Origin of the sequence: Streptomyces sp. NPDC051018 (genome assembly GCF_044456085.1) — a bacterium.
Classification (GTDB): Bacteria; Actinomycetota; Actinomycetes; order Streptomycetales; family Streptomycetaceae; genus Streptomyces.
Window position 1 is genome coordinate 420,453 of the sequence record NZ_JBITFN010000004.1, and the last position, 24,852, is coordinate 445,304.

Consider the following 24,852-nt stretch of genomic DNA (forward strand, 5'->3'; position numbering starts at 1 on the left):
ACGAAGACGACCACCATCGCGGACGCCCACCCAACCCCGCCTAGTGGCAGAATCAGGGCTCCGGTGGCCCCGCCCACCCCCGCCCCCGCCCCCGACACCCCGCAGGGACATGAGCACCTATCGCGACCTCCCGGACCGCGGCTCCGCCCGCGCCACCGTCCTGCGTACCGTCGGGACGCGCGAGCGGCGGTCGCATCTGACCGCGCCCCGCGTACCCACCGTCGGTATCGACATCGGCGGGACGAAGGTGATGGCGGGAGTCGTCAACGCCGACGGGGTCATCCTGGAGAAGGTCCGTACGGAGACACCGGACAAGTCCAAGAGCCCCAAGGTCGTCGAGGACACCATCTGCGAACTCGTCCTCGACCTCTCCGACCGCCACGACGTCCACGCCGTCGGCATCGGCGCGGCGGGCTGGGTGGACGCGGACCGCTCGAAGGTGCTGTTCGCCCCGCATCTGGCCTGGCGCAACGAGCCCCTGCGCGACGCGCTCTCGGCCCGCCTCGCCGTCCCCGTACTCGTCGACAACGACGCGAACACCGCCGCCTGGGCCGAGTGGCGCTTCGGCGCCGGCCGGGGCGAGGACCATCTGGTCATGATCACGCTCGGCACGGGCATCGGCGGCGCGATCCTGGAGGGCGGGCAGGTCAAACGGGGCAAGTACGGGGTCGCGGGCGAGTTCGGGCATATGCAGGTCGTGCCCGGCGGCCATCGCTGCCCCTGCGGCAACCGGGGATGCTGGGAGCAGTACAGTTCCGGCAACGCCCTGGTGCGCGAGGCGCGGGAACTGGCCGTGGCGGACTCCCCGGTCGCGCAGGGCCTGATCGACCGGGTCGGCGGCAACGTGGCCGACATCACGGGACCGCTGATCACGGAGCTGGCGCGTGAGGGCGACGCCATGTGCGTGGAGCTGTTCCAGGACATCGGCCAGTGGCTGGGCGTCGGTATCGCGAATCTGGCCGCCGCGCTCGACCCGTCGTGCTTTGTGATCGGCGGCGGGGTCAGCGCGGCGGACGACCTGCTCATCGGGCCCGCGCGGGACGCCTTCCGCCGGCATCTGACGGGCCGGGGATACCGTCCGGAGGCCCGGATCACCAAGGCCCAGCTGGGTCCGGAGGCCGGTATGGTCGGCGCGGCCGATCTCGCACGACTCGTGGCCCGCCGCTTCCGCCGTACCAACCGCCGCCGGGTCGAACGCCATGAGCGGTACGAGCGCTATGCCCAGGTCCTGCGCAACTCCACCACCACCCGCCCGGCCAGGGAGCCATAACCCGGCGCAGGGAGCCGTAGCCCCGCTCAGGGCCCGACCCGGGCCCCGCCCACCGGGAGCCCGCGCCGAACCCCGCTCCCCGTAGACTTCACTTCCTCTGGCCCCCACGCAGGAACCCATTCATGACCGTGCCCCGACAGCCCGCGTCCCCCGACGACAGCTTCCGGCCGCCCGAAGGACGGCGGCACATGATCATCCGTCGCTGGCTGACGGCGATCATCATCGTGCTGCTCGTGGGCATCCCGGCCGGATATCTCGTGGTCTCCGCCGAGCAGAGCCGCGCCAGCGGGCGGGACAAGGCGGCCGAGTCCTCGGCGACCGGACTGGTGGGCAAGTGGCCGTCGCAGATGAAGCGACGGGTCTTCGAGGTGCCCATCCCCCCGAACTCCAAGAAGGTCAAGTACTACGAGACCAGCAACTGGAAGACCAGCAGGCTGTACGTGCAGTTCAGGACGACGTCCGCGGGGCTCGACCTCTTCCTGGAGGACATCGGCAGCAGTCGGGCTGCGCTCCAGGAGGGGGTGGTCGCCATCGGTTCGCGCGACGCCGAGAAGGCCGGCTGGGACTTCTCACCGGGCCGCCGGGACTGGTTCGGGACCACCAATCCGCAGCGGAAGCCGCGGCCGACCCAGCACATCACCGTCGATCTGACCGAAACCGACAGCCCCTGGGTGTATGTCGTTTCCACCACCACTCCCTGATCGAGTGCGACCGTAAGTGATCGAGGATGCCCGTAAGTGACTGAGAGGGGCCTCCGCCCTCCCCGGCATGAGTCACTACCCCAGGGCCCGTCGGTGAGACGCCGACGGGAAGTCGGCCATGCCCGTGTGGATCTCCAGCCGGTTGCCCGAGGGGCCGACGCCCCTCGTACGCGTCGGCCGCGGAAACAACATCGGTGCCTTCCCGCGGATGAACATGCCGCGGACTCCTACCTGAGGAGTACTCCTCGCGGACAATGACCCGGTCGGATGGGCGGACGCGGACCGGGCACAGAGCGCAGCACACTGTACGGATGGAGACGGAAGACCGGCGCGACCGGCGCCGACAGCTCATCCACGCGCTGCGCCCCGAGGCGAAGGCGGCTCCGCTGTCCGAGCGGGCGGCGCGCGTCGATGTGGTGCTGGCGGTGCTGCTGACCGTGGTCGCCCTGTATGCCGCGGTGCGCTATCCCGGTGGCGGGCCGGTGAACGTGGACCCTCCCCGGATCGACGGCGGTACCGGGATCCCGGTACCGCCCACGCTGCCCGATTTCGGTGCCCTGCCCGTTGAGGAGGAGCCGCCTCCCGTGCCCTGGGCCCTGGTCGTCCTGTCGACGCTGCCGTTGGCGCTGCGCCGCCGCCACCCGCTGACCGTCTTCGCGACGGTGCTCGGCGCGAGCCTGGCCATCGGCAGCTCCGCCCCCTGGATCACCGTCCTGGCCTGTGTCGTCAGTGCCTACAGCGCCGTCGTGTACAGCCGTTACCGGATGCTGGCGATCGCCCTCCTCGCGGTCGCCGCCGGAGTGTCCGGGTTCGCCTTCCGCAACGCCGAACCCGTGCTCCCGGGATGGTCCAGTCCGGGGTTCGTGCTGCTCGTGGCCGGGATGCTGGCCAGCTTCGTCCGCTTCCTGCAACTGCGGCTGGCGTCCAGCCGGGACCGGGTCAGGGAACTGCAGCAGGCCCAGGAGGAGGCCATGCGCCGGGCCGTCGACGAGGAGCGTGCCCGCATCGCCTCCGAACTGCACGATGTCGTGACCCACAATGTGAGCGTGATGGTGATCCAGGCGGGTGCGGCCCGCAAAGTGATGGACACGGTCCCCGAGCAGTCGAAGGAGGCACTGCTGGCCGTCGAGGCGGGTGGCCGGGCCGCCATGGCCGAACTGCGCCATGTGATGGGTCTGTTGGCGGGGCCGGACCAGGGGAGACCCGAGGGCCTGGAGCCGCAGCCGGGACTCGCGCAGCTCGACGCACTGGTCGCCCGGGTGCGGGCCGCCGGGACGCCCGTGAGCGTCGGGGTGTCGCTCCCGTCGGACCCGCTGCCGCCCGGAGCGGACCTCGCGGCGTACCGCGTCGTGCAGGAGGCACTGACCAACACGATCAAGCACGCTCGCGGCGCGGAGGCGTCCGTCGCCGTCGGGTACACCGACGACTGGCTGGAGATCGAGGTCACGGACACCGGCGGCGCGAAGGGGTCCCCACCGGTGGAGGGCAACGGCCGCGGCCACCTGGGGCTGCGCGAGCGACTCTCCGTCTACCAGGGCGAGTTGACGGCCGGACCGACCCGGACCGGTGGTTACCGGGTCAGCGCCCGCATACCGCGGAGCGCGGTGTGAGCGCCGCCCCGCCGCCGCTGCGCGCGGTCATCGCCGACGATCAGGCACTCGTACGCACCGGGTTCAAGATGATCCTGCCCGCGGACGGCATCGAGGTCACGGCGGTCCCGCCCGGCGGCGCCGAGCCGTCCGGTACTCGTCCGTCAGGTCCTCCGGTGCCGTCCGGCAGCGGGGTGACAGAGCGAGGCGGCTGCTCGGCGCCCCTGGGGACGTCGCGGATACGGAAGCGACCGAAGGAGGGCCCGTGCCCGGAGGACCCACTGCCGACACGGCCACGGGTACATACCGGAGACGTTTCCCCGGGCTCTCGCCGACAGGTCCGGCGGTGCCGGAGCGGGGCAGGGCCCGCTAGTTGTATTGCCTTGGGATGATGTGGACGGGTGATGCGGCGCAAGGCGGAGTTCCGCAGCTCGTACTCGCCGTACTCGCGCGGTCCGACAACGCAGCGAAGTGCTGTGCAGGGCGTCGCGGGCCGGTGAACCTTTCCGGTCACAGCACCTAGGTCCACCCCGGAGATGTGAGATCTCGTGACAGATGAGAGGGTCGGGCGGGTGAGTGAGACACCGATGAACAGCCTGCAATACCGCTGTGACGGGCCGGAAGACGCCCCGGTCGTCGTCCTGGGCCCGTCCTTGGGTACCACATGGCACATGTGGGACAGGCAGATCGCCGATCTGGCCCGTGACTGGCGGATCCTCCGCTACGACCTGCCGGGTCACGGCGGCGCCCCCGCCCATCCCGCCGACGCCGTCGGTGAGCTCGCCGACCGGCTGCTCGCCACCCTCGACGGTCTCGGAATCCAGCGCTTCGGCTACGCGGGCTGTTCCATCGGCGGCGCGATCGGGATCGACCTGGCGCTGCGCCATCCGCACCGGGTCGCATCCCTCGCCCTGGTCGCCGCCTCGCCCCGGTTCGGGACGGCCGACGAGTTCCGCCAGCGCGGGGTGGTCGTGCGGACGAACGGCCTCGAACCGATGGCCCGCAGCGCGCCCGAGAACTGGTTCACCGGGGGTTTCGCCGCCGCCCAGCCGGCGATCGTCGAGTGGGCCGTCCAGATGGTGCGGACGACCGATCCCGGCTGCTACATCGCCGCCTGTGAGGCGCTCGCGGCCTTCGACGTCCGGGCCGAACTCGGGCGTATCGGGGTCCCGACCCTCGTACTCGTCGGCTCGGAGGACCAGGTGACCGGCCCGGCCGAGGCCCGCACGCTGGTCGCCGGTATTCCGGACGCGCGGCTCGCGCTGGTGCCCGGTGCCTCGCATCTCGCGCCCGTGGAGCAGCCGGCCGCCGTCACCGACCTGCTGGTGGCCCACTTCGCCGGGTCCCCCCAGGACACGCTGTCCGCGATCCCGGTCCAGCAGACCGCCGCCGCCCCGGTGCCCGCGGTCTCCGCTCCGGTGGTCCCGGTCGCCGAGATCGCCCCCGCCGCACCCGAGCCCGAGGTCTCCGGCCGCCCCGACCCGTACGAACCGGGTATGAAGGTACGCCGGGAGGTGCTCGGTGACGCCTATGTGGACGCCGCGACGGCCGGTGCGGACGGCTTCACCGCCGACTTCCAGGACCTGGTCACCCGCTATGTCTGGGGCGAGGTCTGGAACCGGGAGGGCCTCGACCGGCGCACCCGCAGTGTGATCACCCTGACCGCGCTGGTCTCGGGCGGGCAGTTGGACGAGCTGGCTGTCCACACCCGCGCCGCCCTGCGCAATGGGCTCACCCCCGCCGAGATCAAGGAGATCCTGATCCATACGGCCGTCTACTGCGGGGTCCCGGCCGCGAACTCCGCCTTCGCCGTCGTCCACGCCGTCATCCAGGAGGAGACAACGCCGAGGCCGTAGCAGGATGGGGGTATGAGGCTCACCAAGAAGAAGCACTCCTGTATCCGGCTGGAGAAGGACGGGGCGACCCTGGTGGTGGACCCCGGAGGGTTCAGCGAGGAGGACGCGGCCGCCGGCGCGGACGCCGTGCTGATCACGCATGAGCACCCCGACCACTACGACGAGGGCCGGGTCCGCGCGACCCTGGAGGCGGGGGCCGAGGTCTGGACCCTGCGGAGCGTCGCCGACGGTCTCTCGGCGGCGTTCCCGGGGCGCGTCCACACCGTCGGCCACGGCGACACGTTCACGGCGGCGGGATTCGACGTCCAGGTCCACGGTGAACTGCACGCGGTGATCCACCCGGATCTCCCGAGGATCACCAACGTCGGGTTCCTGGTGGACGGTTCGCTCTTCCACCCCGGGGACGCCCTCACCGTGCCCGGTCAGACGGTGGACACGCTGATGGTCCCCGTACAGGCACCGTGGAACAAGATCTCCGAGGTGATCGACTACGTACGGGAGATCAAGCCCCGTCTCACCGTCGATATCCACGACGCCCTGCTCACCGATATCGCCCGCCCTCTGTACGACCGGCACCTGGGCACGCTCGGCGGTGCGGACCACGAGCGGCTGGACCCGGGCCGGAGCACGGACGTCTGACCGCCCGGGGCGGGACGGCGGACCGTGCCCCGTCCCTCGCGGCTCGCGCCGGGGCCGGGGGCCCGCCCGCCGCCGGACGTGGCTGCCCGTCGTGGTCGCGGGCCGTGACTGTCGGACCCCGGCATTAGGCTTCACCCATGCGCATCGCCACATGGAACGTCAACTCGATCACCGCCCGGCTGCCCCGGCTGCTGGCCTGGCTGGAGAGCAGCGGCACCGATGTGCTCTGCGTCCAGGAGACCAAGTGCACCGCCGAGCAGTTCCCCGACGGCGAGCTGCGCGAGATCGGTTACGAGTCCGCGGTCAACGCCGACGGACGGTGGAACGGGGTGGCGCTGATCTCCCGCGTCGGTCTGGAGGACGTGGTCAAGGGCCTGCCCGGCGGCCCGGAGTACGGGGGAGTGCAGGAGCCGCGCGCCGTCTCCGCGACCTGCGGCCCGGTCCGCCTCTGGTCGGTCTATGTGCCCAACGGGCGCGAGGTCACCCATGATCACTACACCTACAAGCTCAACTGGCTGGCCGCGCTGAATTCCGCGGTGGGCGAGGACGTGTCCGGTACCCGCCCGTTCGCGGTGCTCGGCGACTTCAATATCGCCCCCGCCGACGAGGATGTGTGGGACCGTTCCTTCTTCGAGGGCAGTACGCATGTCACCGAGCCCGAGCGGGCCGCGCTCGCCGCGCTGCGCGGGAGCGGGCTGTCGGACGTGGTGCCCCGGCCGCTCAAGTACGACCACCCGTTCACGTATTGGGACTACCGCCAGCTGTCCTTCCCCAAGAACCGGGGCATGCGCATCGACCTCGTCTACGGCAACGGACCGTTCGCCGGAGCGGTCAAGGACGGCTATGTGGACCGTGAGGAGCGCAAGGGCAAGGGTGCCTCGGACCATGCGCCGGTCGTAGTGGATCTGGACATCTGATGTTCCCCGGCGCGCGTCCTGTGGTGCACAGGGCTTGGTGGATGCGAGGCTTACTGGTATGAACATCCCTTTCTTGGACAACTGGCTCAAGCGGCACGGCACCGAGGAGGAGCGTGCCGCCGCCGAGGACGATCCGGAGCGTGCCGCGGCCATCGCCGAGCTGTTCGCGGAGTGTGAGCTGCTGCGTGTCCGAGTGGAGCGGCTGGGGCTCGAACTGGACGACTCCCCGGCCTCGTTGGCCGCCCTGGACCAACTGCCGCCGCGCTGGCGCGACGACCCGGAGGAGCTGCCCTGGATCGGCAATGACGCGGGCCTGTATCTGGGCACCGTGATCGTCCGTACGATCCCCGGCGCGTCCTGGTACGTATGGCCGGGCGGCCATCCCGTGGTGCGGCTCGCCTCCGGCCGGGAGATCGGCGTCGTCGAGGCCGGGCTGGACTGGGCGGTCCACGGTGCCCCCGAACTCTCCCAGGTCTACGCCGAAGCCGCGGAGGCCTGACCCGCCGCGCCTGCCCCCGGCCCGTCTGTGCGCTGAGATATCAGCCAATAAATACGGCTTATGCCCCATTTGTGCGTGTCGCGCGTGAAGTCCCTTATTGGGGTGGATAGTTTGCGCTGACCTCGACACCAGCGAGAGTGGGGCAGGGCAGCGTATGGCCGTCGTCGATCCGTTGATCGAGCTGCGGGACGTCAACAAGTACTACGGACAGTTGCACGTACTCCAGGACATCAACCTCTCCGTCGGGCGCGGAGAGGTGGTGGTGGTCATCGGCCCCTCCGGCTCGGGCAAGTCGACCCTGTGCCGGACGATGAACAGGCTTGAGACGGTCGAGTCCGGCAGCATCAGCATCGACGGAGAGCCGCTGCCCCAGGAGGGCAAGGGCCTCGCCCGGCTCCGTGCCGACGTCGGGATGGTCTTCCAGTCCTTCAACCTCTTCGCCCACAAGACCGTGCTGGCCAATGTCTCGCTCGCACCGGTCAAGGTTCGGGGCCGCCGCAAGGAGGACGCGGACCGGCGCTCCCGCGAGCTGCTGGACCGCGTCGGCCTGGCCTCGCAGGCCGGCAAGTTCCCCGCGCAGCTCTCCGGCGGGCAGCAGCAGCGCGTGGCCATCGCCCGCGCCCTCGCCATGGACCCCAAGGTCATGCTCTTCGACGAGCCGACGTCGGCGCTCGACCCCGAGATGATCAACGAGGTCCTGGAGGTGATGCAGCAGCTCGCCCGGGACGGGATGACCATGGTCGTGGTCACCCATGAGATGGGCTTCGCGCGTTCCGCCGCCAACCGCGTCGTCTTCATGGCCGACGGCCGCATCGTCGAGGACCGCGCCCCGGAGGACTTCTTCACCCATCCGGAGAGCACCCGCGCCAAGGACTTCCTGTCCAAGATCCTCAAGCACTGACGGGGGCGGACCGACGATGCTGCGTACCCGGCTCACCCCGAACCCCCGGCACACCCCGAATCCTCCGCGCACCCCCGCCACCTCACGCGCTCCCCGGACCGGACGTGCCTTCTGCGCCGGCCCGTCCGCGCCGCGCACCTCGCACACCACGCACACCACGCACACCTCGCGCCCCCACGGTGCCTCCCGCGCCCGCCGTGCCCTGGTCACGATGGTGCTCATCCTCACCGCCCTCACCGCAGTCGCCTGCGGCAAGGAAGGCAGCCCGCCCGTCAAGGGCCCGCAGGCCGACCAACTCCCGCAGTACCAGGTCGACACCTCCTTCCGGCTCGACGACTCCCCGACCTGGCGCGCGGCGAAGAAGCGGGGCTACTTCATTGTCGGTGCCAAGGAGGACCAGCCCTATCTCGGCGAGAAGGACCCGGCGACCGGCCTCTTCTCCGGCTTCGACATCGAGATCGCCCGGATGGTCTCCGCCTCCCTCGGCCTCGACCCCGCGAAGATCCGCTTCCGCGCCATCGCCTCGGCCAATCGCGAGACCGCCCTCCAGAACGGCCAGATCGACTACTACGTCGGCACGTACACGATCAACGACAAGCGCAAGAAGCTCGTCGGATTCGCGGGCCCGTACTACATGGCCGGACAGTCCCTGCTCGTACGGACCGACGAGCACGACATCAACGGCCCCCAGGACCTCGCGGGCAAGCGGGTCTGCTCGGCCGCCGGATCGACCCCGTACCAGCGCATCCAGCAGGACTATCCGAAGGCCGAACTCGTCGCGTACGACAACTACTCCATCTGCGTCGACAATCTGCTGACCTACCAGGTCGACGCCGTCACCACCGACGACGCCATCCTCATCGGCTACGCGGCCAAGGCGCCGGACGAGCTGAAGGTCGTCGGCAAGCCCTTCTCCGAGGAGCCCTACGGCATCGGCGTACCGCGCAACGACAACGCCCTGCGGTTCGCCATCGACGACGCCCTGGAGGCCAACCAGAAGAACGGCAACTGGAAGAAGACGTACGACGCGACCCTCGGGCTCTCCGGAGTGCCGGCCCCGCAGCCGCCCCCGATCGACCGCTACCCGGCGAGCTGAGGAGAGCCGTGTACGTACTGATTGACAACTTCTCCCTGTACTGGCAGGGCTTCCTCGGCACCGTGGAGCTGACGTTCTACGCCTCCCTGCTCGCCCTGTTCCTCGGCGCCGTGATGGCCTCCTTCCGGGTCGCGCCCGTCGGCTCGCTGCGCGCCTTCGGCACGGTCTGGGTGACCGTGCTGCGCAACACCCCGCTCACCCTGCTGTTCTTCGCCGTCGTACTGGGGCTGCCCCGCTTCGGAATCGTCCTGCCCTTCGAGCTGTTCGCCGTCCTCGCGCTGGGCTGCTACACCTCCGCCTTCATCTGCGAGGCGCTGCGCTCCGGCATCAACACCGTGCCCGCCGGCCAGGGCGAGGCCGCGCGCAGCCTCGGGATGACCTTCGGGCAGACGCTGAGCGGTGTCGTTCTGCCGCAGGCGTTCCGCAGCGTCATTCCCCCGATCGGCTCGACGCTCATCGCCCTCGCCAAGAACTCGGCGATCGCGGGCGCGTTCAGCGTCACCGAACTGCTGGGCACCTACAAGACGCTGAGTGAGCTGGGCTACAACATCATCTGGACCTTCGTCTGGATCGCCGTGGGCTATCTGATCATCACCCTGTCCATCAGCGCGCTGTTCAACGTGCTGGAGAAGCGCTACGGAGTCGCCGGATGATGACCGATTCCACCGCCCTCTACGACATCGCCGGTCCGAGGACCCGCAGGCGGCACCGGCTGTACGGGATCATGTCCACGCTCGCCATCCTGGCGTTGATCGGCTGGGTCCTGTATCTCCTGTTCGACACCGGGCAGTTCACCGCAGCCAAGTGGTCGCCCTTCGAGTACAAGGGAATCCAGGAACTGCTGCTCAGGGGACTCGGCAATACGCTCAAGGCCTTCGCGTACGCGGCCGGGTTCTCCCTGGTGCTCGGCGGGATCCTCGCCACCGGCAGGCTCTCCGAACACCGGGCCGTGCGCTGGGTGTCGACGGTGGTGGTGGAGTTCTTCCGCGCGATGCCCGTCCTGGTGATGATCTTCTTCATCTTCGTGGCGCTGAAGGTGCAGGCACTGCCCGCGCTGGTGGCCGGGCTGACGCTGTACAACGGCTCGGTGCTCGCCGAGGTCTTCCGCACGGGCGTCAACGCCGTGGACCGGGGCCAGCGGGAGGCCGCGTACGCGCTGGGCCTGCGCAAGACCCAGGTCATGGCGTACGTGCTCGTGCCGCAGGGAGTCCGCGCCATGCTTCCGACGATCATCAGCCAGCTGGTGGTCGCGCTGAAGGACACCTCCCTCGGCTACCTCATCACCTACGAGGAATTCCTCCACGCGGGCAAGCTCATCGCGTCGAACCTCGACTACGATTTGCCGTTCATCCCCGTGGTGATGGTGATCTCGCCGATCTACATCGGGATGTGCATGCTGCTCTCCTGGTTCGCCAACTGGATGGCCAGAAGACAGCGCCGCAGTCCGAAGACGGAGGCCGTGGACATCGCCCCGGCCGAACCAGGGACGCTGCTGCCCGGGGGTCCCCCCGCGCCCGGGAGGACGTAGGGGGGCAGGACAGCAGTTCATGGGGCACGGCTCAGCTCCCCTTGTCACGGGGACCCCTGGCAGCAGCCGGTGATCACTTCCGGCGCGGTGGACCGACCGGCAGGACGGTGTGCCGCGGACGCGGAGAAGGTCAGCTGTGCGCCGGGCCGGGGCGTGTCCGATGGAGAGCGGGTCGACGGTGTCGACGACCACGGCGGGGCGGTGGCCGGCCAGGACGCCGCGGACGGCGGAGCACAGCTCCGGGTCCGTGGGCCACGGCCGCACCTGCCCGCCGTGGACGGTACGGCACACGGTCGGCCGGCTTGCCGAGGCCGAGCGGGCCCGCGTCGCACGGAGAGGCGACGCGGGTGCCGCTCTCCTTGGTGTCGGTCTTCTGGCGCTGCTCTCACGGGGCCGGGGCCGGGGCCCGGCGCCGGTGTCGGCGCCGCACACGGATACGGATACGGGCGGCGGTCACCGCGGGCCGGTTCCGGCCGTATGCCTCCGTGCCGGGCCGTGTGCCTGTGCGCGGCCGTGCGGTGCCGGGCCGCGTGCCCGGGGTCCGGCGCCCCTACGGTGGCCCGGCCGCCTGCCCTCCGTACCGCCGGGGCGAACCACCGAACGGCCCGGGGCGGCCGCCTCCGGATACCTCGCCGCATATGCCGTCATGTGCGGACGCACAGGGCGACGACGGCGGACGCGCCGTCCGAGGCGGTCCTGACGGCCCCGGTGCCGTGCCACTACGCTGCGCCCACATGCGTCGACTGGAGGTACGGATGCGTCGCTCCACCGTACGGAACGTCCCGGTCCTGGCCGTCGTCGCGGCCGTGATGTCGATCGGTGCCACCGCCCCGCCGGCCCACTCCCCGCCGTCCGCACCGCCGGTGAAGTCCCCGGTCGCCGTGGGACACGGCGGTGCGATCGCAAGCGTCGACGCCGACGCGTCCGCCGCCGGGATCGAGATCCTGCGCCGCGGCGGGAACGCCGTGGACGCCGCCGTGGCCACCGCCGCCGCTCTCGGTGTCACCGAGCCCTACTCGGCGGGCATCGGGGGCGGCGGCTATCTCGTCTACTACGACGCCGCGTCCCGTACGGTGCACACCGTCGACGGCCGGGAGACCGCCCCGCGCTCGGCCGGCTCCTCGCTCTTCCTGGCGAACGGGCGGCCCATCCCGTTCGACGAGGGCCAGACCAGCGGACTCGGGGTCGGCACCCCCGGCACCCCGGCCACCTGGGCCGCCGCCCTCGGCGCCTGGGGCTCCCGGCCGCTCGCCCAGCTGCTGAAACCGGCCGAGCGGCTGGCCGAGCACGGCTTCACCGTCGACGCAACCTTCCGCGCCCAGACCGAGGCCAACCAGGCGCGGTTCGCCGACTTCCCCGACACCGCCGAGCTGTTTCTGCCGGGCGGCCGGCCGCCCGTCGTGGGTTCCGTCCTGAAGAACCCCGACCTGGCCCGTACCTACCGGGAGATCGCACGCGAAGGCGTCGGCACCCTCTACCGGGGCGAGATCGCCCGCGACATCGTACGGACCGTCCGCACCCCGCCCGTGGCCGACGGCGCCACCCGGGTCGTACGGCCCGGGGATCTGACGGCCCGTGACCTCAGCGCGTACCGGACGATCCGGCGCGCGCCCGCCAAGGTTTCCTACCGGGGGCTCGACGTCTACGGAATGGCGCCGTCCTCTTCGGGCGGCACCAGCGTCGGCGAGGCGCTCAACATCCTGGAACGCACCGATCTGACGAAGGCCACCGAAGCCGGGTATCTGCACCGCCTCATCGAGGCGAGCCGGATCGCCTTCGCCGACCGAGGGCGCTGGGTCGGCGACCCGGCGTTCGAGGACGTGCCCGTGCAGGGACTGCTCTCCCAGCGGTTCGCCGACTCGCGTGCCTGTCTGATCAGGGACGACGCGGTGCTCACCAGCCCGCTCGCACCCGGTGACCCACGGGACCCCCGGGACTGCGGCACCACGGGACGGGCCGCCCCCACGACCTACGAAGGGGAGAACACCACCCATCTGACGGCCGCCGACAAATGGGGCAATGTCGTCGCCTACACGCTGACGATCGAGTCGACCGGCGGCAGCGGCATCACCGTGCCGGGCCGGGGTTTCCTCCTCAACAACGAACTCACCGACTTCTCCTTCGCCCCGGCGACTCCCGCCGTCCACGACCCGAATCTGCCGGGCCCCGGCAAGCGGCCGCGCTCCTCCATGTCCCCCACGATCGTCCTCGACGACGGCCGCCCGGTGCTCGCACTGGGCTCGCCGGGCGGCGCGACCATCATCACCACCGTGCTCCAGGCCCTGACGGGCCGTCTGGACCGGGGACTGCCCCTGGCCGAGGCGATCGCCGCGCCGCGCGCCAGCCAGCGCAACCAGGCGACGACGGAGCTGGAGCCGGGGCTGTGGGACGGCCCGCTGCGTACCGAGCTGGAGCGGATCGGCCATCGTTTCCGTCAGAACCCGGAGATCGGCGCGGCCACCGGCATCGAACGGCTGTCCGACGGGCGGTGGCTCGCGGCGGCCGAGAAGGTCCGCAGGGGGGGCGGCTCGGCCATGGTCGTCCACCCTCGCGGTACGGCTCCCTGACACCGGCTCAGCCGTGCCCGGCCGGGTGACGGGTGCCGGTCGTGACGCCCCGCCACGACCGGTCCGGCGGACAGCGCCGGGGGTCCGGCCGTGCCCGGCGTACGGGCCGTGCCAGGGCCCCGGTCATGGTGGGCGTACGAGCCGTGCCAGGCCCCCCGTCATGGCGGGCGTACCGGTGGGTTCCGGGCGTACGGACCATGCCCGGCGTACGGTTCACGCGGCCCGGGCGGCCGGAATCCCCGTACCCCCGTCCTCCCCTGCACCCGTACCCCGTCCGGCCCCCTGCGGGTCACCGGCCCGTCCGGCACCAACTGCCGGACGGGCCGCTTCCGTTGCCCGGCGCTCCCCGCCGGGCGCCCTCATCAGGGGGGATCGGTTGTTTCCGGGAGGGGGTAGGGACGCTTTTCCGCGCGGAATCCGCACAGAAAGGCGAACCTCATGCACTCTCGTACGCTCGCCCTCGCCGCCGCCTCCGGCGCCGCCCTTCTCGCCGCCGCCGCACTGCCCGCCACGGCGAGCCCCGCCACCCATGACGCGGACGTACGGGCACCGGGAGCCGGAGAACCCGTGGAGGGCACGGTCACCGCGGTCCAACTGCTGGCCAAGGTCAAGGGCTGCGTCCAGGTCTCCGCCGGCAAGTACCGCAAGGACGCGGGTGGCGCCGCCACCGTGCCGGTGTGCGGAAAGAACGGCGCCGTGTTCTGGAAGGCCGATATGGACATCGACTGCGACGGCCAGGTCACGGGGAAGTGCAACAGGAAATCCGACCCCTGGTTCCTCCCCGATACCGCGTTCCACCAGTCCAACGGCAAACCGCTGAACTCCGAGAAGCTGCCGCACATCGTCGTCCCGGCCCCCAGCAGGATCTGGAGATACCCCGCGTCCGGCGTCAAGGGCGGCGGAGTCGTCGCCGTCATCCACAAGGACAAGGTCCGCTACGGAGTCGTCGGTGACACCGGCCCCAGCAGGATCATCGGGGAGGCGTCCTACGGCATGGCCCGCTCGCTCGGCATCAACCCCCATCCCGTCTCCGGAGGTGTCGCGTCCGGTGTCACCTACATCCTGTTCACCGACTCCAAGGTCAAGCCGATCGAGAGCCACAGCGCGGCCGTGAAGCTCGGGGACTCGCTGGCGCGCCGGTTCCTGCGGGAGAACTGAGGGCTGTCCCCGTGTCCGCGGGCTGGGGAGCGCGGGGCGGCGTCCGGCGGGCCCGGCGACTCAACGCGGGAGCGCGGCCGGGGATCCTGACGGAACGCCGTGTCGTCGCGCTCCCCTCCGCCGGAGCGCCCCCGCGGCCCCGGCTTTCCGCCCGCCGGGACAGCGTGATCGCGCGGACCGGGACACGGGGACGCTCTTCGCGGGAGGGACCGGCCACCGGCGGGTACGGACGGTCCCGCCCGGCCGTACCCGCCCGGCCGTACTCGCCAGGCCGGGCCCGCGGCGGGACGATCCGCCGGCGGCGCGGGACCCGTACCCGCCCGGCCGAGTGGGGCGAGTCGTGCTCGGTTGAGTGGGGCGACGCGTGTCCGGGCGCCCGGCCGGATCAGGTGTCGAGCACCGAGTCGCCCACCCGGGTGAGTACGTCCCCGAGTACCGCCAGGGCCTCCTCCGCCTCGTCCCCGGTGACGGTCATCGGCGGGGTGACCCGGATGACATTGCCCAGCAGGCCGCCCCTGCCGACCAGCAGTTCGCGCTCCCGCGCCAGCTCCAGGACGGCGGTGGTCGCCTCCGTATGGGGCTTCCTGGTGCCGGGCAGAACCAGTTCCACGCCGATCATGAGCCCCGTACCGCGGACGTCCCCCACCAGCGGGCAGCCGTCCGCGATGGCGCGCAGCCCGGTCAGCAGCCGCTCGCCGATCTTGTCGGCGTTCGCCTGGAGGTCGTGGGAGAGCAGATAGCCGAGGGTCGCGAGTCCGGCCGTCATGGCGACGGGATTGCCGCCCGCCGTGGAGATGGAGTTGGCGGTGAGGCTGTCCATCAGCTCGGGGCGGGCCACGACACCGCCGACGGCGAGCCCGTTGCCGAGGCCCTTGGCGAAGGTGAGCGCGTCCGGGGTCACGCCATGGGCCCCGATGCCGAAGAACGACGCGCCGGTGCGGCCCCAGCCCGTCTGGACCTCGTCGGAGACCAGGAGGATGCCGTACTCGTCGAGTACCTCCTTCATGGCCGCGAAGAATCCGGGCGGCGGGGTCGCGAAGCCGCCCGCGCCCTGCACGGGCTCGGCCAGCGGATGGACCCGGTGGACGACCGGGCGGATCCGGTGCTCGGCGACCAGCGCGAGCATGTCGCGGAACTCGGCCGCGCTCCCCATCGACGTCCCCAGCAGGCTGATCTGCCGGAAGAACAGCTCCCGCAGCGAGACGGCGACCTCCGCGCCCGTGGTGGCGCCAGGGTGACCAGCCGGCCCCCGGGGCGCAGCACCGCCAGACAGGAACCGGACGTCGCCGAGCCGATGCTGTCGACGACCAGGTCCACGGGCCGTTCGAGTTCCCGTGCCCAGTCGGCGCCGCTGTGCACCAGGTGATCGGCGCCCAGCTCCCGTGCCCGGCGGAGTTTGTCCTCGCTCCGGGAGGTGACGCTCACGGTCGCGCCGACGGCCTTCGCCATCGCCAGGGCGATCGTCGCCACCCCGCCCCCGATCCCGGGCAGCAGTACGTGTTCGCCCGCACGCAGCCCGCCCCGGGTGAACAGCGCCCGGTAGGCGGTGACCGCGGAGAGCGGCAGGGCGGCGGCCTCGGTCCAGTCGAGATGCGCCGGTCTGGGCAGCGCGTTGCGCGCCGGTACGACCACGTACTCGGCGAACGTACCATCGGCCGGACCGCCGAGGATGCCGGGCACCTCGGGTACGCCGGCGGGGCTTTCCCAGCCGATCGTGGGATCGATGATCACCTCGTCCCGGCGGTGAGGCCGCTCCCGGGTCCCGCCGCCGCGATCACACCGGCGCCGTCGGCCCCCAGTACCAGGGGCGCGTCCCCCGGCGAGCGGTTCGCCGCCACGAACAGATCGCGATGGTTGAGACCGGCCGCCTTCAGCCGGATCAGCACCTCGTCCGGGCCCGCGCCGCCCACGGCGGTATCGGCCACCCGCACACCGCCGAGCCCGGCCCGGCCCTGGTGCACCACGGCCCTCATACGCTCCAACGGCGACCTCACCCATTCCTCCGTGAACCCGAACAACCGTACGGAAATCGACAACGGAAGCCTGTCATGATCGGCCGGTTGTCAACGACTTCGCGCGGGCCGTCGTTCACACTCTGAAATCGCCGGGACGGGTACGACGGCCGGGCCCGGGTACGCGTTGCCGTGGTACGGGCCGGGCGTGTGCGGTGGTACGGGTGGCCAGGTGCGCACGGGGTGCGGCCGTGGTGTGCGTCCGTGCGGCCGGCCGTGGCGCGACCGCGGTACGCACCCCCCCCGGGCGGCCGTCCCCTTCCGACGGCGCCCCGGCCGCCCCGCTCACAGGGCCGTCAGGATCCGCGGTCCCGCGTCCGTGATCGCCACCGTGTGCTCCGCGTGGGACGCGCGGCTGCCGTCGATCGTCCGGACCGTCCAGCCGTCCCGGGCCGTGTAGTGGCCGTCGGCGCCGCTCGCGATCACCATGGGCTCGATCGCCAGCACCATGCCGTGCCGCAGGGGCACCCCGCGCCCGGGGCGCCCCTCGTTCGGTACGCCCGGGTCCTCGTGCATCCGGCGGCCGATGCCATGGCCGCCGAAGCCGTCGGGCACCCCGTACCCCGCCGCCCGGCACACCCGGCCGACGGCGTGGGCGATGTCGCCGACGCGGTTGCCGACCACGGCGGCGGCGATGCCCGCCTCCAGGGCCTCCTCGGCGGTGGCGACGAGGCGGAGGTCCTCGGGCCGGGCGCGGCCGACGGTGAAGCTGACGGCCCCGTCGCCCACCCAGCCCTGCCGGACCGCCCCGCAGTCCAGGCTCACCAGATCGCCGTCCCGCAGCCGGTAGCCGTCCGGGATTCCGTGCACGATCGCGTCGTTCACGGAGGCGCACAGCACGGCGGGGAAGGGCATCGGCGCCCAGGAGGGGTGGTAGCCGAGGAAGGGGGAACCCGCCCCCGCTCCGTCGAGCACCGCACGGGCCACCCGGTCCAGTTCCAGCAGGCTGACGCCGACTCCCGCCGCCTCGCGTGCGGCGGTCAGCGCCTGGGCCACGAGGCGGCCCGCCTCACGCATCGCGTCCATCGACACATCGGTCTTGAGCTCCATCATGCCAATTACTATACCGGTCGATCCGTTATTCAAATACCGGCATTAGAATAACGGCATGGTGCGCACCCCCCTCACCCCCGAAGAGCGCGAGCGCGGCGAGCGGCTCGGCCGGCTCCTCCGTACCGCCCGCGGCGAGCGCAGCATGGTCGACGTCGCCGCCGCGGCCGGACTCTCCGCCGAGACCCTCCGCAAGATCGAGACCGGCCGCGCCCCCACCCCGGCCTTCTTCACCGTCGCCGCGCTCGCGGCCGTCCTCGGTCTGTCCATGGACGAGCTGGTGACGAGCTGCGCCTTCGCCCCGGCCGTCTGAGCCGGACTCAGACCTCCCCGGCGGCCGGGCCCGCCACCGCCAGCTGGATCCCCCGGTGGCGCGGGCCCTCGATCTCGTCCAGCAGCGCGATCGCCAGATCCGCGTGCGAGATGTGCCCGCCGCCGTCGATGATCCGCCCCTCGGCCGTGCGGTAGCGGCCCGTACGCGGAGCCTCGGGATCCAGGTCCACCGGCGGGCAGACCATCAGCCAGTCCAGCGCACCCGACGTCCTGCGCAGCTCCTCGAACTCCGCCGCGTGCCCCTGCGAGAACACCCGGTACGGCTCCGGGAAGTCGGGCGCGTCCATGTAACGCACGCCCGGTGAGGTCTCCAGCGTGGCGGCGATCCCCACCGCCAGATAGCGGCCCACACCCGCCGTGGCCAACCCGCCGGCCAGCGCCCGCGCCGTACCGACGAAGAACTCCTCGGACGGGATGTCCAGCCGTGCCGACGCGTTGACCGCCGCCCGATGCCCGGCCGCGAGCCGTGCCACCGACTCCCCGTCCGTCGCGTCCCCCTGCACCACGCTCACCCCGGCCGCTCCCGCGCCGAGATCCGGGTACTTCGCCGGGTCGCGGACCACCGCCGTCACCGCACGCCCGCGCGTCACGGCCTCCGCCACGACCGCGCGGCCGACCCGTCCACCTGCTCCGAAAACGATGATGTCGCTCATGGCCGGAACGCTAGGACGGCCCCCACCGGTTACTGCAAAGGTACCGGGACCGTGCGGCGGGACGGGAGGGATGCCGTACGGCAGGATGGAGGGATGACGACATCCCCGGCCCCGCTGCACCCGGACATGTTCGGCGGCTGGGCATGCGCGGCCCGCCTCCAGCCGTTCCGCTTCGGTGACAAGTGGACCGGCATGGTGATGCGCTGTCTGGAGGACGGTCCGCGCCGTTTCTCCGAACTGCGGATCCCCCTGCACCACGTCACCCCCAAGGTGCTCACCGAGACCCTGCGGGCCATGGAGCGGAACGGCTTTGTGAGCCGGACCGCCCACGACGAGAACCCGCCCCGGGTGGAGTACGCCCTCACCGCCCTCGGCCGCTCCGCGCTCGAACCGCTGAACGCGGCGTGCGCGTGGGCGGGGGAGCATCTGGAGGAGCTGGCGCGCGCGAGGGAGACATACGAGGGGTGACGTCCGAGAGTGGCCTGCGGGGGGTGACGTACACGGAGTGACGTTCGAGCGGTCCCGGCGCACCGGGCGGACCGGCCGCACGACGGTTCCGGCCCGGCGGCGTACGCTCACCGCGTGAACTCCGAGGACTTCGCCGCCGCCAGATACATCAGTGTGACCACGTTCCGGAAGAACGGAACAGGCGTCGCCACACCCGTCTGGTTCGCCGAGAACGGCGGAAAGCTGTACGTCTGGACCAACAGCGACTCCTGGAAGGTCCGGCGGCTCCGCGCCGACAGCCGCGTCGTGGTGAGCGTCTGCGACATGCGCGGCAAGGTCGCCGAGGGCGCGCCCAGCGCGGAGGGCACCGGGGAACTCCTCGACCGGGCGGGCACGGACGAGGTCCGGCGCCTGGTGGCCCGCAAGTACAGCTGGCAGTTCTGGCTGGTCGACCTCCCCGCCACCCTCGTACGGCGAGGAAAGCGTCCGCACACCGGAATCGCGATCACGCTCGGGACACCGGGCTGACGGGCCGGACACACTTCCGGCGGGCCGCCGGATCGGCCGTACGGGTGAAACAAGATCGATTCCCCGGGTTCCCGGCGATGGTCTTGCCCCAGTGTGTGACGGGGCTTACGTTCTCCATCTACGTACCGCGTCTACGTGCGTAGAGGATCGCTGACGCCCGGCCGAAGGAGCAGCTCATGGCTCATGTCGTACGTGCCGCACTCGTCCAGGCGACCTGGACCGGCGACACCGAATCGATGATCGCCAAGCACGAGGAGCACGCCCGGGAGGCGGCGCGCCGGGGTGCCCGGGTCATCGGATTCCAAGAGGTGTTCAACGCGCCCTACTTCTGCCAGGTCCAGGAGCCGGAGCACTACCGCTGGGCCGAGCCGGTGCCGGACGGGCCGACCGTCCGCAGGATGCGGGAACTCGCCCGTGAGACCGGCATGGTGATCGTGGTCCCCGTGTTCGAGATCGAGGGCGCCGGCTTCTACTACAACACCGCCGCCGTCATCGACGCCGACGGCACCTATCTCGGCAAGTACCGCAAGCACCACATCCCGCAGGTCAAAGGCTTCTGGGAGAAGTACTACTTCAGGCCCGGCAACGCCGGCTGGCCCGTCTTCGACACCGCGGTCGGCAAGGTCGGCGTCTATATCTGCTACGACCGCCACTTCCCCGAGGGCTGGCGCCAACTCGGCCTCCAGGGAGCCCAGCTGGTCTACAACCCGTCGGCCACCTCACGCGGGCTGTCCGCCTATCTCTGGCAGCTGGAGCAGCCCGCGGCCGCCGTCGCCAACGAGTACTTCATCGCCGCCATCAACCGCGTCGGCCGGGAGGAGTACGGGGACAACGACTTCTACGGCACGAGCTACTTCGTCGACCCGCGCGGCCAGTTCGTCGGCGACGTCGCGAGCGACAAGGCGGAGGAACTGCTCGTACGGGACCTCGACTTCGGCCTGATCGAGACCGTACGCCAGCAGTGGGCGTTCTACCGGGACCGCCGGCCCGACGCGTACGAGGGGCTGGTACGGCCGTGAGCAGCCTGTACGAGCGCCACCGGGCCGTCATGCCCGAGTGGATGGCGCTCTACTACCGGCAGCCCGTCGAGATCACCCACGGCGAGGGCCGCCATGTGTGGGACGCGGACGGCAACCGCTATCTCGACTTCTTCGGCGGCATCCTCACCACCATGACCGCCCACGCGCTCCCCGAGGTCACCAAGGCGGTGAGCGAGCAGGCCGGGAAGATCATCCACTCCTCCACGCTCTACCTCAACCGTCCCATGGTGGAGCTGGCCGAGCGGATCGCGGCCCTCTCCGGCATCCCCGACGCCCGGGTCTTCTTCACCGCCTCCGGCACCGAGGCCGTCGACACCGCCCTGCTGCTGGCCACCGCGCACCGCCGGTCCAACCAGGTCCTCGCGATGCGCAACAGCTACCACGGCCGCTCCTTCTCCGCCGTCTCCGTCACGGGCAACCGCACCTGGTCGCCCACCTCGCTCTCGCCGCTGCAGACGCTGTACGTGCACGGCGGCCTGCGCACCCGAGGCCCCTACGCCGGGCTCACCGACACCCGGTTCATCGAGGCGTGCGTCGCCGACCTGGAGGACCTGCTCGGCCACACCCGCGATGTCGCCGCGCTGATCGCCGAACCCATCCAGGGCGTCGGCGGGTTCACCTCACCGCCCGACGGGCTGTACGCGGCCTTCCGCGAAGTCCTCGACCGGCACGGCGTCCTGTGGATCGCCGACGAGGTGCAGACCGGCTGGGGCCGGACCGGCGAGCACTTCTGGGGCTGGGGGGCCCACGCCGGCAGCGGACCGCCCGATCTGCTCACCTTCGCCAAGGGCATCGGCAACGGCATGTCCATCGGCGGAGTCGTCGCCCGCGCCGAGATCATGAACTCCCTCGACGCCCACTCCCTCTCGACCTTCGGCGGCTCCCCGGTCACCATGGCCGCCGGGCTCGCCAATCTCACCCATCTGCTGGAGCACGACCTCCAGGGCAACGCCCGGCGCGTCGGCGGGCTGCTGATCGAGCGGCTGCGCGCGATCGCCGCGCAGGTGCCCCCCGTACGGGAGGTGCGCGGACGCGGGCTGATGATCGGGATCGAGCTGGTCAGAGCGGGCACCGACCGGGCCGACCCCGAAGCGGTGACGGCCGTGCTGGAGGCGGCCCGCGCGGGCGGGCTCCTGATCGGCAAGGGCGGCGGCCACAACACCAGCGCCCTGCGGATCGCCCCGCCGCTCTCCCTCACCGTCGCCGAGGCGGAAGAGGGCGCGTCGATCCTCGAACAAGCCCTGTACAGCATCTAGTGCTGTGGGCGGAAAGGTTTGCCGTGGGCCCGGGGCGTCCGGTGCGGTGCAGCGCAAGGCGGAGGTCCGCAGCTCGTACTCGCCGTACTCGCGCGGTCCGGCAACGCGGCTGGGGGTACCTCCGGGCCGCCGGGCCCAGGGGGAGCCGTGCAGGGCGTCTCGGGCCGGTGAACCTCTCCGGTCACAGCACTGGTGACGGCTCCCGGCCGGGTGCCGCCCGGCCGTGCCGTACGCATCGACTCGTACGTACCAGAGGGAGGGCACCAGCATGAGCAGCACCCGCACCCTGATCCGCGGCGGACTCGTCATCACCGCGGCGGACGAGATCCACGCGGACGTCCTCGTCGAGGACGGCCGGATCGCCGCGCTCGCGGCCCACGGCTCGGACGCCGCCGGGGCCTGGACCGCAGGCCGGATCATCGAGGCGGCCGGCAAGTACGTCATCCCGGGCGGAGTGGACGCGCACACCCATATGGAGCTGCCGTTCGGCGGGACCTTCGCGTCGGACACGTTCGAGACCGGGACACGGGCGGCGGCGTGGGGCGGCACCACCACCATCGTCGACTTCGCCGTACAGTCGGTCGGGCACTCCCTGCGCGAGGGCCTGGACGCCTGGTACGCCAAGGCGGACGGCAACTGCGCCATCGACTACGGCTTCCATATGATCCTCTCCGACGTCCACCAGTCGTCGCTCAAGGAGATGGACCGGCTGGTGGAGGAGGGCATCACCTCCTTCAAGCTCTTCATGGCCTATCCCGGCGTCTTCTACAGCGACGACGGGCAGATCCTGCGGGCCATGCAGCGCTCCTCGGCCAACGGCGGGCTGATCATGATGCACGCCGAGAACGGCATCGCGATCGACGTCCTGGTGGAGCAGGCCCTCGCCGAGGGACGCACCGATCCGCGCCACCACGGCGAGGTGCGCAAGGTCCTGCTGGAGGCCGAGGCCACCCATCGGGCCATCCAGCTCGCCCGGGTCGCCGGTGCGCCGCTGTACATCGTCCACGTCTCCGCCGGCGAGGCCGTCGCGGAGATCGCCGCCGCCCGCGACAAGGGGCTCCCCGTCTTCGGGGAGACCTGTCCGCAGTATCTGTTCCTGTCCACCGACAACCTCGCCGAGCCGGGCTTCGAGGGCGCGAAGTACGTGTGCAGTACGCCCCTGCGGCCGAGGGAACACCAGGCGGCGCTCTGGCGCGGGCTGCGGACCGACGATCTCCAGGTGGTCTCCACCGACCACTGCCCGTTCTGTTTCACCGGGCAGAAGGAACTGGGCCGAGGGGACTTCTCCAAGATCCCCAACGGTCTGCCGGGGGTGGAGAACCGTATGGACCTCCTCCACCAGGCCGTCCTGGACGGGCACATCACCCGCCGCCGCTGGATCGAGATCGCCTGCGCCACCCCGGCCCGGATGTTCGGCCTCTACCCGAAGAAGGGGACCATCGCGCCGGGCGCGGACGCCGATGTGGTGATCTACGACCCGGGCGCCGAGCAGATCATCTCGGCGGAGACCCACCATATGAACGTCGACTACTCCGCGTACGAGGGCAGGAAGATCACCGGGCGGGTGGAGACCGTGCTCTCGCGCGGCGATGTCGTCATCGACCAGCGGGAGTTCACCGGGCGGGCGGGACACGGCCAGTACGTCCCGCGCGGCACCTGTCAGTACCTCGCCTAGACCTGTCAGTACCTCGGCTAAGGGGCACGCTCATGGAATTCGGACTCGTCCTCCAGACGGATCCGCCCGCTTCCGAAGTGGTCGGGCTGATGCGGCGGGCGGAGCGCAACGGCTTCCGCTACGGCTGGACCTTCGACTCGGCGGTCCTGTGGCAGGAGCCGTTCGTGATCTACAGCCGGATCCTGGAGCACACGGAGAAGCTGATCGTCGGCCCGATGGTCACCAATCCGGGCACCAGGACCTGGGAGGTCACCGCCTCCACGTTCGCCACCCTCAACGACATGTACGGCAACCGCACGGTCTGCGGGATCGGCCGGGGCGACTCGGCGATGCGTGTGGCCGGGCGCAAACCCAACACCCTGGCCAGACTCGGCGAGGCGATGGGCGTCATCCGCGATCTCGCGGAGGGCCGGGAGGCCGTCGTCGACGGCAACCCCATCCGCATCCCGTGGATCAAGAACGGCAGGCTGCCGGTCTGGATGGCGGCGTACGGCCCCAAGGCACTTGCGCTCGCCGGGCGGCAGGCCGACGGTTTCATCCTCCAGCTCGCCGACCCGTATCTCACCGAGTGGATGGTGAAGTCGGTCCGGAAGGCCGCCCAGGACGCCGGCCGCGACCCCGACGCGCTCGCCATCTGCGTCGCCGCCCCCGCGTACGTCACCGCCGACGACTCCCCGGAGTCCTTGGCCCACGCCCGTGACCAGTGCCGCTGGTTCGGCGGCATGGTCGGCAACCATGTCGCCGACCTGGTCTCCCGCTACGGGGAGCATTCCGGTCTGGTGCCCGAGGTCCTGACCTCCTACATCAAGTCCCGGCACGGCTACGACTACAGCCACCACGGCCGCGCGGGAAACCCGTCCGCCGACTTCGTTCCGGACGAGATCGTCGACCGCTTCTGCGTGCTGGGCCCGGTCGAGGCTCATGTCGACAAGCTCCGCCACCTGCGCGACCTCGGCGTGGACCAGTTCGCCGTCTACGACATGCACGACAACCGCGAGGGCACCATCGACGCCTACGGCACCGGGATCATCTCCGCCCTTCGCTAAGGGCTGTCCCGCAATCTCCGGCGGGCGCACGACGACAGCTACGGCACCTCTCCCCCTGTGCCCTGCGGGCACGGGCGGTACCCCCAGCGTT

25 protein-coding genes are annotated in these 24,852 nt (G+C 71.2%); 20 read left to right on the forward strand and 5 right to left on the reverse strand.

The features are described from left to right. The first annotated feature begins 109 nt into the window (after positions 1–109). The 13 genes from ACIBCM_RS10580 to ACIBCM_RS10640 all read left to right on the forward strand — a co-directional run bounded on the left by ACIBCM_RS10580 (position 110) and on the right by ACIBCM_RS10640 (position 14,721). Positions 110–1,270 (forward strand): ROK family glucokinase, encoded by a 1,161-nt coding sequence (locus tag ACIBCM_RS10580; RefSeq protein ID WP_399241616.1) that lies wholly within the window; start codon positions 110–112, stop codon positions 1,268–1,270. 122 nt (positions 1,271–1,392) lie between these two features. Beyond that, the gene (locus ACIBCM_RS10585) at positions 1,393–1,971 is read left to right on the forward strand and encodes a hypothetical protein (protein ID WP_399241617.1); all 579 of its coding nucleotides are present in this window, start codon (positions 1,393–1,395) and stop codon (positions 1,969–1,971) included. Between the two features lie 311 nt (positions 1,972–2,282). Next, a complete protein-coding gene (locus ACIBCM_RS10590; protein WP_399241618.1) occupies positions 2,283–3,581 on the forward strand; it encodes a sensor histidine kinase in 1,299 nt (432 codons plus the stop codon). Positions 3,582–4,147: 566 nt separating this feature from the next. Beyond that, the gene (locus ACIBCM_RS10595; RefSeq protein WP_399241619.1) at positions 4,148–5,416 is read left to right on the forward strand and encodes an alpha/beta fold hydrolase; all 1,269 of its coding nucleotides are present in this window, start codon (positions 4,148–4,150) and stop codon (positions 5,414–5,416) included. Between the two features lie 12 nt (positions 5,417–5,428). Beyond that, positions 5,429–6,055 carry an MBL fold metallo-hydrolase gene (locus tag ACIBCM_RS10600; protein WP_399241620.1) on the forward strand — a complete coding sequence of 209 codons (627 nt, stop codon included), beginning with the start codon at positions 5,429–5,431 and terminating at the stop codon, positions 6,053–6,055. A gap of 137 nt (positions 6,056–6,192) precedes the next feature. Next, positions 6,193–6,972, forward strand: coding sequence for an exodeoxyribonuclease III (locus ACIBCM_RS10605; protein ID WP_399241621.1), 780 nt, complete (start codon positions 6,193–6,195; stop codon positions 6,970–6,972). Between the two features lie 58 nt (positions 6,973–7,030). Then, a complete protein-coding gene (locus ACIBCM_RS10610) occupies positions 7,031–7,471 on the forward strand; it encodes a DUF6278 family protein (RefSeq protein WP_399241622.1) in 441 nt (146 codons plus the stop codon). Between the two features lie 154 nt (positions 7,472–7,625). Then, positions 7,626–8,372 (forward strand): amino acid ABC transporter ATP-binding protein, encoded by a 747-nt coding sequence (locus ACIBCM_RS10615; RefSeq protein WP_399241623.1) that lies wholly within the window; start codon positions 7,626–7,628, stop codon positions 8,370–8,372. Positions 8,373–8,583: 211 nt separating this feature from the next. Beyond that, entirely contained in the window at positions 8,584–9,468 is an 885-nt protein-coding gene (locus ACIBCM_RS10620) for a glutamate ABC transporter substrate-binding protein (RefSeq protein WP_399241651.1), read from the forward strand. Positions 9,469–9,476: 8 nt separating this feature from the next. After that, positions 9,477–10,121 (forward strand): amino acid ABC transporter permease, encoded by a 645-nt coding sequence (locus ACIBCM_RS10625; protein WP_399241624.1) that lies wholly within the window; start codon positions 9,477–9,479, stop codon positions 10,119–10,121. Continuing rightward, positions 10,121–10,996, forward strand: a complete 876-nt coding sequence (locus tag ACIBCM_RS10630; protein ID WP_399241652.1) for an amino acid ABC transporter permease — start codon at positions 10,121–10,123, stop codon at positions 10,994–10,996. The genes ACIBCM_RS10625 and ACIBCM_RS10630 overlap by 1 nt, the downstream gene beginning before the upstream one ends. Positions 10,997–11,751: 755 nt before the next feature. Next, entirely contained in the window at positions 11,752–13,563 is a 1,812-nt protein-coding gene (ggt, locus tag ACIBCM_RS10635) for a gamma-glutamyltransferase (RefSeq protein WP_399241654.1), read from the forward strand. Between the two features lie 438 nt (positions 13,564–14,001). Then, on the forward strand, positions 14,002–14,721 hold the full coding sequence (locus ACIBCM_RS10640; RefSeq protein WP_399241625.1) for a glycoside hydrolase family 75 protein: 720 nt from the start codon (positions 14,002–14,004) through the stop codon (positions 14,719–14,721). A 385-nt stretch (positions 14,722–15,106) separates the two neighbouring features. On the opposite strand, the gene ACIBCM_RS10645 is transcribed toward ACIBCM_RS10640, so the two are convergent. The 4 genes from ACIBCM_RS10645 to map form a co-directional block, all read right to left on the reverse strand. Next, the gene (locus ACIBCM_RS10645) at positions 15,107–15,727 is read right to left on the reverse strand and encodes an aminotransferase class III-fold pyridoxal phosphate-dependent enzyme (RefSeq protein ID WP_399241626.1); all 621 of its coding nucleotides are present in this window, start codon (positions 15,725–15,727) and stop codon (positions 15,107–15,109) included. Then, positions 15,724–16,452 carry a zinc-binding dehydrogenase gene (locus ACIBCM_RS10650; RefSeq protein WP_399241627.1) on the reverse strand — a complete coding sequence of 243 codons (729 nt, stop codon included), beginning with the start codon at positions 16,450–16,452 and terminating at the stop codon, positions 15,724–15,726. Before ACIBCM_RS10650 ends, ACIBCM_RS10645 begins: the two co-directional genes overlap by 4 nt. Continuing rightward, a complete protein-coding gene (locus ACIBCM_RS10655) occupies positions 16,449–16,694 on the reverse strand; it encodes an alcohol dehydrogenase catalytic domain-containing protein (RefSeq protein ID WP_399241628.1) in 246 nt (81 codons plus the stop codon). Before ACIBCM_RS10655 ends, ACIBCM_RS10650 begins: the two co-directional genes overlap by 4 nt. 324 nt (positions 16,695–17,018) lie before the next feature. Continuing rightward, positions 17,019–17,786: a type I methionyl aminopeptidase gene (gene map, locus ACIBCM_RS10660; protein WP_399241629.1), complete on the reverse strand. Its 768-nt coding sequence runs from the start codon at positions 17,784–17,786 to the stop codon at positions 17,019–17,021. A 55-nt stretch (positions 17,787–17,841) separates the two neighbouring features. On the opposite strand from map, the gene ACIBCM_RS10665 reads away from it, so the two are divergent. Then, positions 17,842–18,096, forward strand: coding sequence for a helix-turn-helix domain-containing protein (locus ACIBCM_RS10665; protein WP_399241630.1), 255 nt, complete (start codon positions 17,842–17,844; stop codon positions 18,094–18,096). 7 nt (positions 18,097–18,103) lie between these two features. Here ACIBCM_RS10665 and ACIBCM_RS10670 read toward each other — a convergent pair whose 3' ends face one another. Further along, positions 18,104–18,769: an NAD(P)-dependent oxidoreductase gene (locus ACIBCM_RS10670; protein ID WP_399241631.1), complete on the reverse strand. Its 666-nt coding sequence runs from the start codon at positions 18,767–18,769 to the stop codon at positions 18,104–18,106. A 93-nt stretch (positions 18,770–18,862) separates the two neighbouring features. Here ACIBCM_RS10670 and ACIBCM_RS10675 point away from each other — a divergent pair, with 93 nt between their 5' ends. The 6 genes from ACIBCM_RS10675 (at position 18,863) to ACIBCM_RS10700 (ending at position 24,761) form a co-directional block, all read left to right on the forward strand. Next, positions 18,863–19,237, forward strand: coding sequence for a winged helix-turn-helix transcriptional regulator (locus ACIBCM_RS10675; RefSeq protein WP_399241632.1), 375 nt, complete (start codon positions 18,863–18,865; stop codon positions 19,235–19,237). A gap of 114 nt (positions 19,238–19,351) precedes the next feature. Further along, complete coding sequence (locus ACIBCM_RS10680; protein WP_399241633.1) at positions 19,352–19,744, forward strand: PPOX class F420-dependent oxidoreductase; 393 nt, start codon at positions 19,352–19,354, stop codon at positions 19,742–19,744. Positions 19,745–19,920: 176 nt separating this feature from the next. Further along, on the forward strand, positions 19,921–20,763 hold the full coding sequence (locus ACIBCM_RS10685; protein ID WP_399241634.1) for a nitrilase-related carbon-nitrogen hydrolase: 843 nt from the start codon (positions 19,921–19,923) through the stop codon (positions 20,761–20,763). After that, positions 20,760–22,040 (forward strand): aspartate aminotransferase family protein, encoded by a 1,281-nt coding sequence (locus tag ACIBCM_RS10690; RefSeq protein ID WP_399241635.1) that lies wholly within the window; start codon positions 20,760–20,762, stop codon positions 22,038–22,040. Before ACIBCM_RS10685 ends, ACIBCM_RS10690 begins: the two co-directional genes overlap by 4 nt. Before the next feature lie 268 nt (positions 22,041–22,308). Beyond that, positions 22,309–23,715 carry a dihydropyrimidinase gene (hydA, locus tag ACIBCM_RS10695; RefSeq protein ID WP_399241636.1) on the forward strand — a complete coding sequence of 469 codons (1,407 nt, stop codon included), beginning with the start codon at positions 22,309–22,311 and terminating at the stop codon, positions 23,713–23,715. A 32-nt stretch (positions 23,716–23,747) separates the two neighbouring features. Beyond that, complete coding sequence (locus tag ACIBCM_RS10700; protein ID WP_399241637.1) at positions 23,748–24,761, forward strand: TIGR03842 family LLM class F420-dependent oxidoreductase; 1,014 nt, start codon at positions 23,748–23,750, stop codon at positions 24,759–24,761. The last annotated feature ends 91 nt before the right edge of the window (positions 24,762–24,852 follow it).

What these genes read in the sequence shown, in the direction of transcription:
- ACIBCM_RS10580 (WP_399241616.1), top strand. Translation starts at nt 110, where the DNA reads ATGAGCACCTATCGCGACCTCCCGGACCGCGGCTCCGCCCGCGCCACC.
- ACIBCM_RS10585 (WP_399241617.1), top strand. Translation starts at nt 1,393, where the DNA reads ATGACCGTGCCCCGACAGCCCGCGTCCCCCGACGACAGCTTCCGGCCG.
- ACIBCM_RS10590 (WP_399241618.1), top strand. Translation starts at nt 2,283, where the DNA reads ATGGAGACGGAAGACCGGCGCGACCGGCGCCGACAGCTCATCCACGCG.
- ACIBCM_RS10595 (WP_399241619.1), top strand. Translation starts at nt 4,148, where the DNA reads ATGAACAGCCTGCAATACCGCTGTGACGGGCCGGAAGACGCCCCGGTC.
- ACIBCM_RS10600 (WP_399241620.1), top strand. Translation starts at nt 5,429, where the DNA reads ATGAGGCTCACCAAGAAGAAGCACTCCTGTATCCGGCTGGAGAAGGAC.
- ACIBCM_RS10605 (WP_399241621.1), top strand. Translation starts at nt 6,193, where the DNA reads ATGCGCATCGCCACATGGAACGTCAACTCGATCACCGCCCGGCTGCCC.
- ACIBCM_RS10610 (WP_399241622.1), top strand. Translation starts at nt 7,031, where the DNA reads ATGAACATCCCTTTCTTGGACAACTGGCTCAAGCGGCACGGCACCGAG.
- ACIBCM_RS10615 (WP_399241623.1), top strand. Translation starts at nt 7,626, where the DNA reads ATGGCCGTCGTCGATCCGTTGATCGAGCTGCGGGACGTCAACAAGTAC.
- ACIBCM_RS10620 (WP_399241651.1), top strand. Translation starts at nt 8,584, where the DNA reads ATGGTGCTCATCCTCACCGCCCTCACCGCAGTCGCCTGCGGCAAGGAA.
- ACIBCM_RS10630 (WP_399241652.1), top strand. Translation starts at nt 10,121, where the DNA reads ATGACCGATTCCACCGCCCTCTACGACATCGCCGGTCCGAGGACCCGC.
- ggt (WP_399241654.1), top strand. Translation starts at nt 11,752, where the DNA reads ATGCGTCGCTCCACCGTACGGAACGTCCCGGTCCTGGCCGTCGTCGCG.
- ACIBCM_RS10640 (WP_399241625.1), top strand. Translation starts at nt 14,002, where the DNA reads ATGCACTCTCGTACGCTCGCCCTCGCCGCCGCCTCCGGCGCCGCCCTT.
- ACIBCM_RS10645 (WP_399241626.1), bottom strand. Translation starts at nt 15,727, where the DNA reads ATGAAGGAGGTACTCGACGAGTACGGCATCCTCCTGGTCTCCGACGAG.
- ACIBCM_RS10655 (WP_399241628.1), bottom strand. Translation starts at nt 16,694, where the DNA reads ATGAGGGCCGTGGTGCACCAGGGCCGGGCCGGGCTCGGCGGTGTGCGG.
- map (WP_399241629.1), bottom strand. Translation starts at nt 17,786, where the DNA reads ATGATGGAGCTCAAGACCGATGTGTCGATGGACGCGATGCGTGAGGCG.
- ACIBCM_RS10665 (WP_399241630.1), top strand. Translation starts at nt 17,842, where the DNA reads ATGGTGCGCACCCCCCTCACCCCCGAAGAGCGCGAGCGCGGCGAGCGG.
- ACIBCM_RS10670 (WP_399241631.1), bottom strand. Translation starts at nt 18,769, where the DNA reads ATGAGCGACATCATCGTTTTCGGAGCAGGTGGACGGGTCGGCCGCGCG.
- ACIBCM_RS10675 (WP_399241632.1), top strand. Translation starts at nt 18,863, where the DNA reads ATGACGACATCCCCGGCCCCGCTGCACCCGGACATGTTCGGCGGCTGG.
- ACIBCM_RS10685 (WP_399241634.1), top strand. Translation starts at nt 19,921, where the DNA reads ATGGCTCATGTCGTACGTGCCGCACTCGTCCAGGCGACCTGGACCGGC.
- hydA (WP_399241636.1), top strand. Translation starts at nt 22,309, where the DNA reads ATGAGCAGCACCCGCACCCTGATCCGCGGCGGACTCGTCATCACCGCG.
- ACIBCM_RS10700 (WP_399241637.1), top strand. Translation starts at nt 23,748, where the DNA reads ATGGAATTCGGACTCGTCCTCCAGACGGATCCGCCCGCTTCCGAAGTG.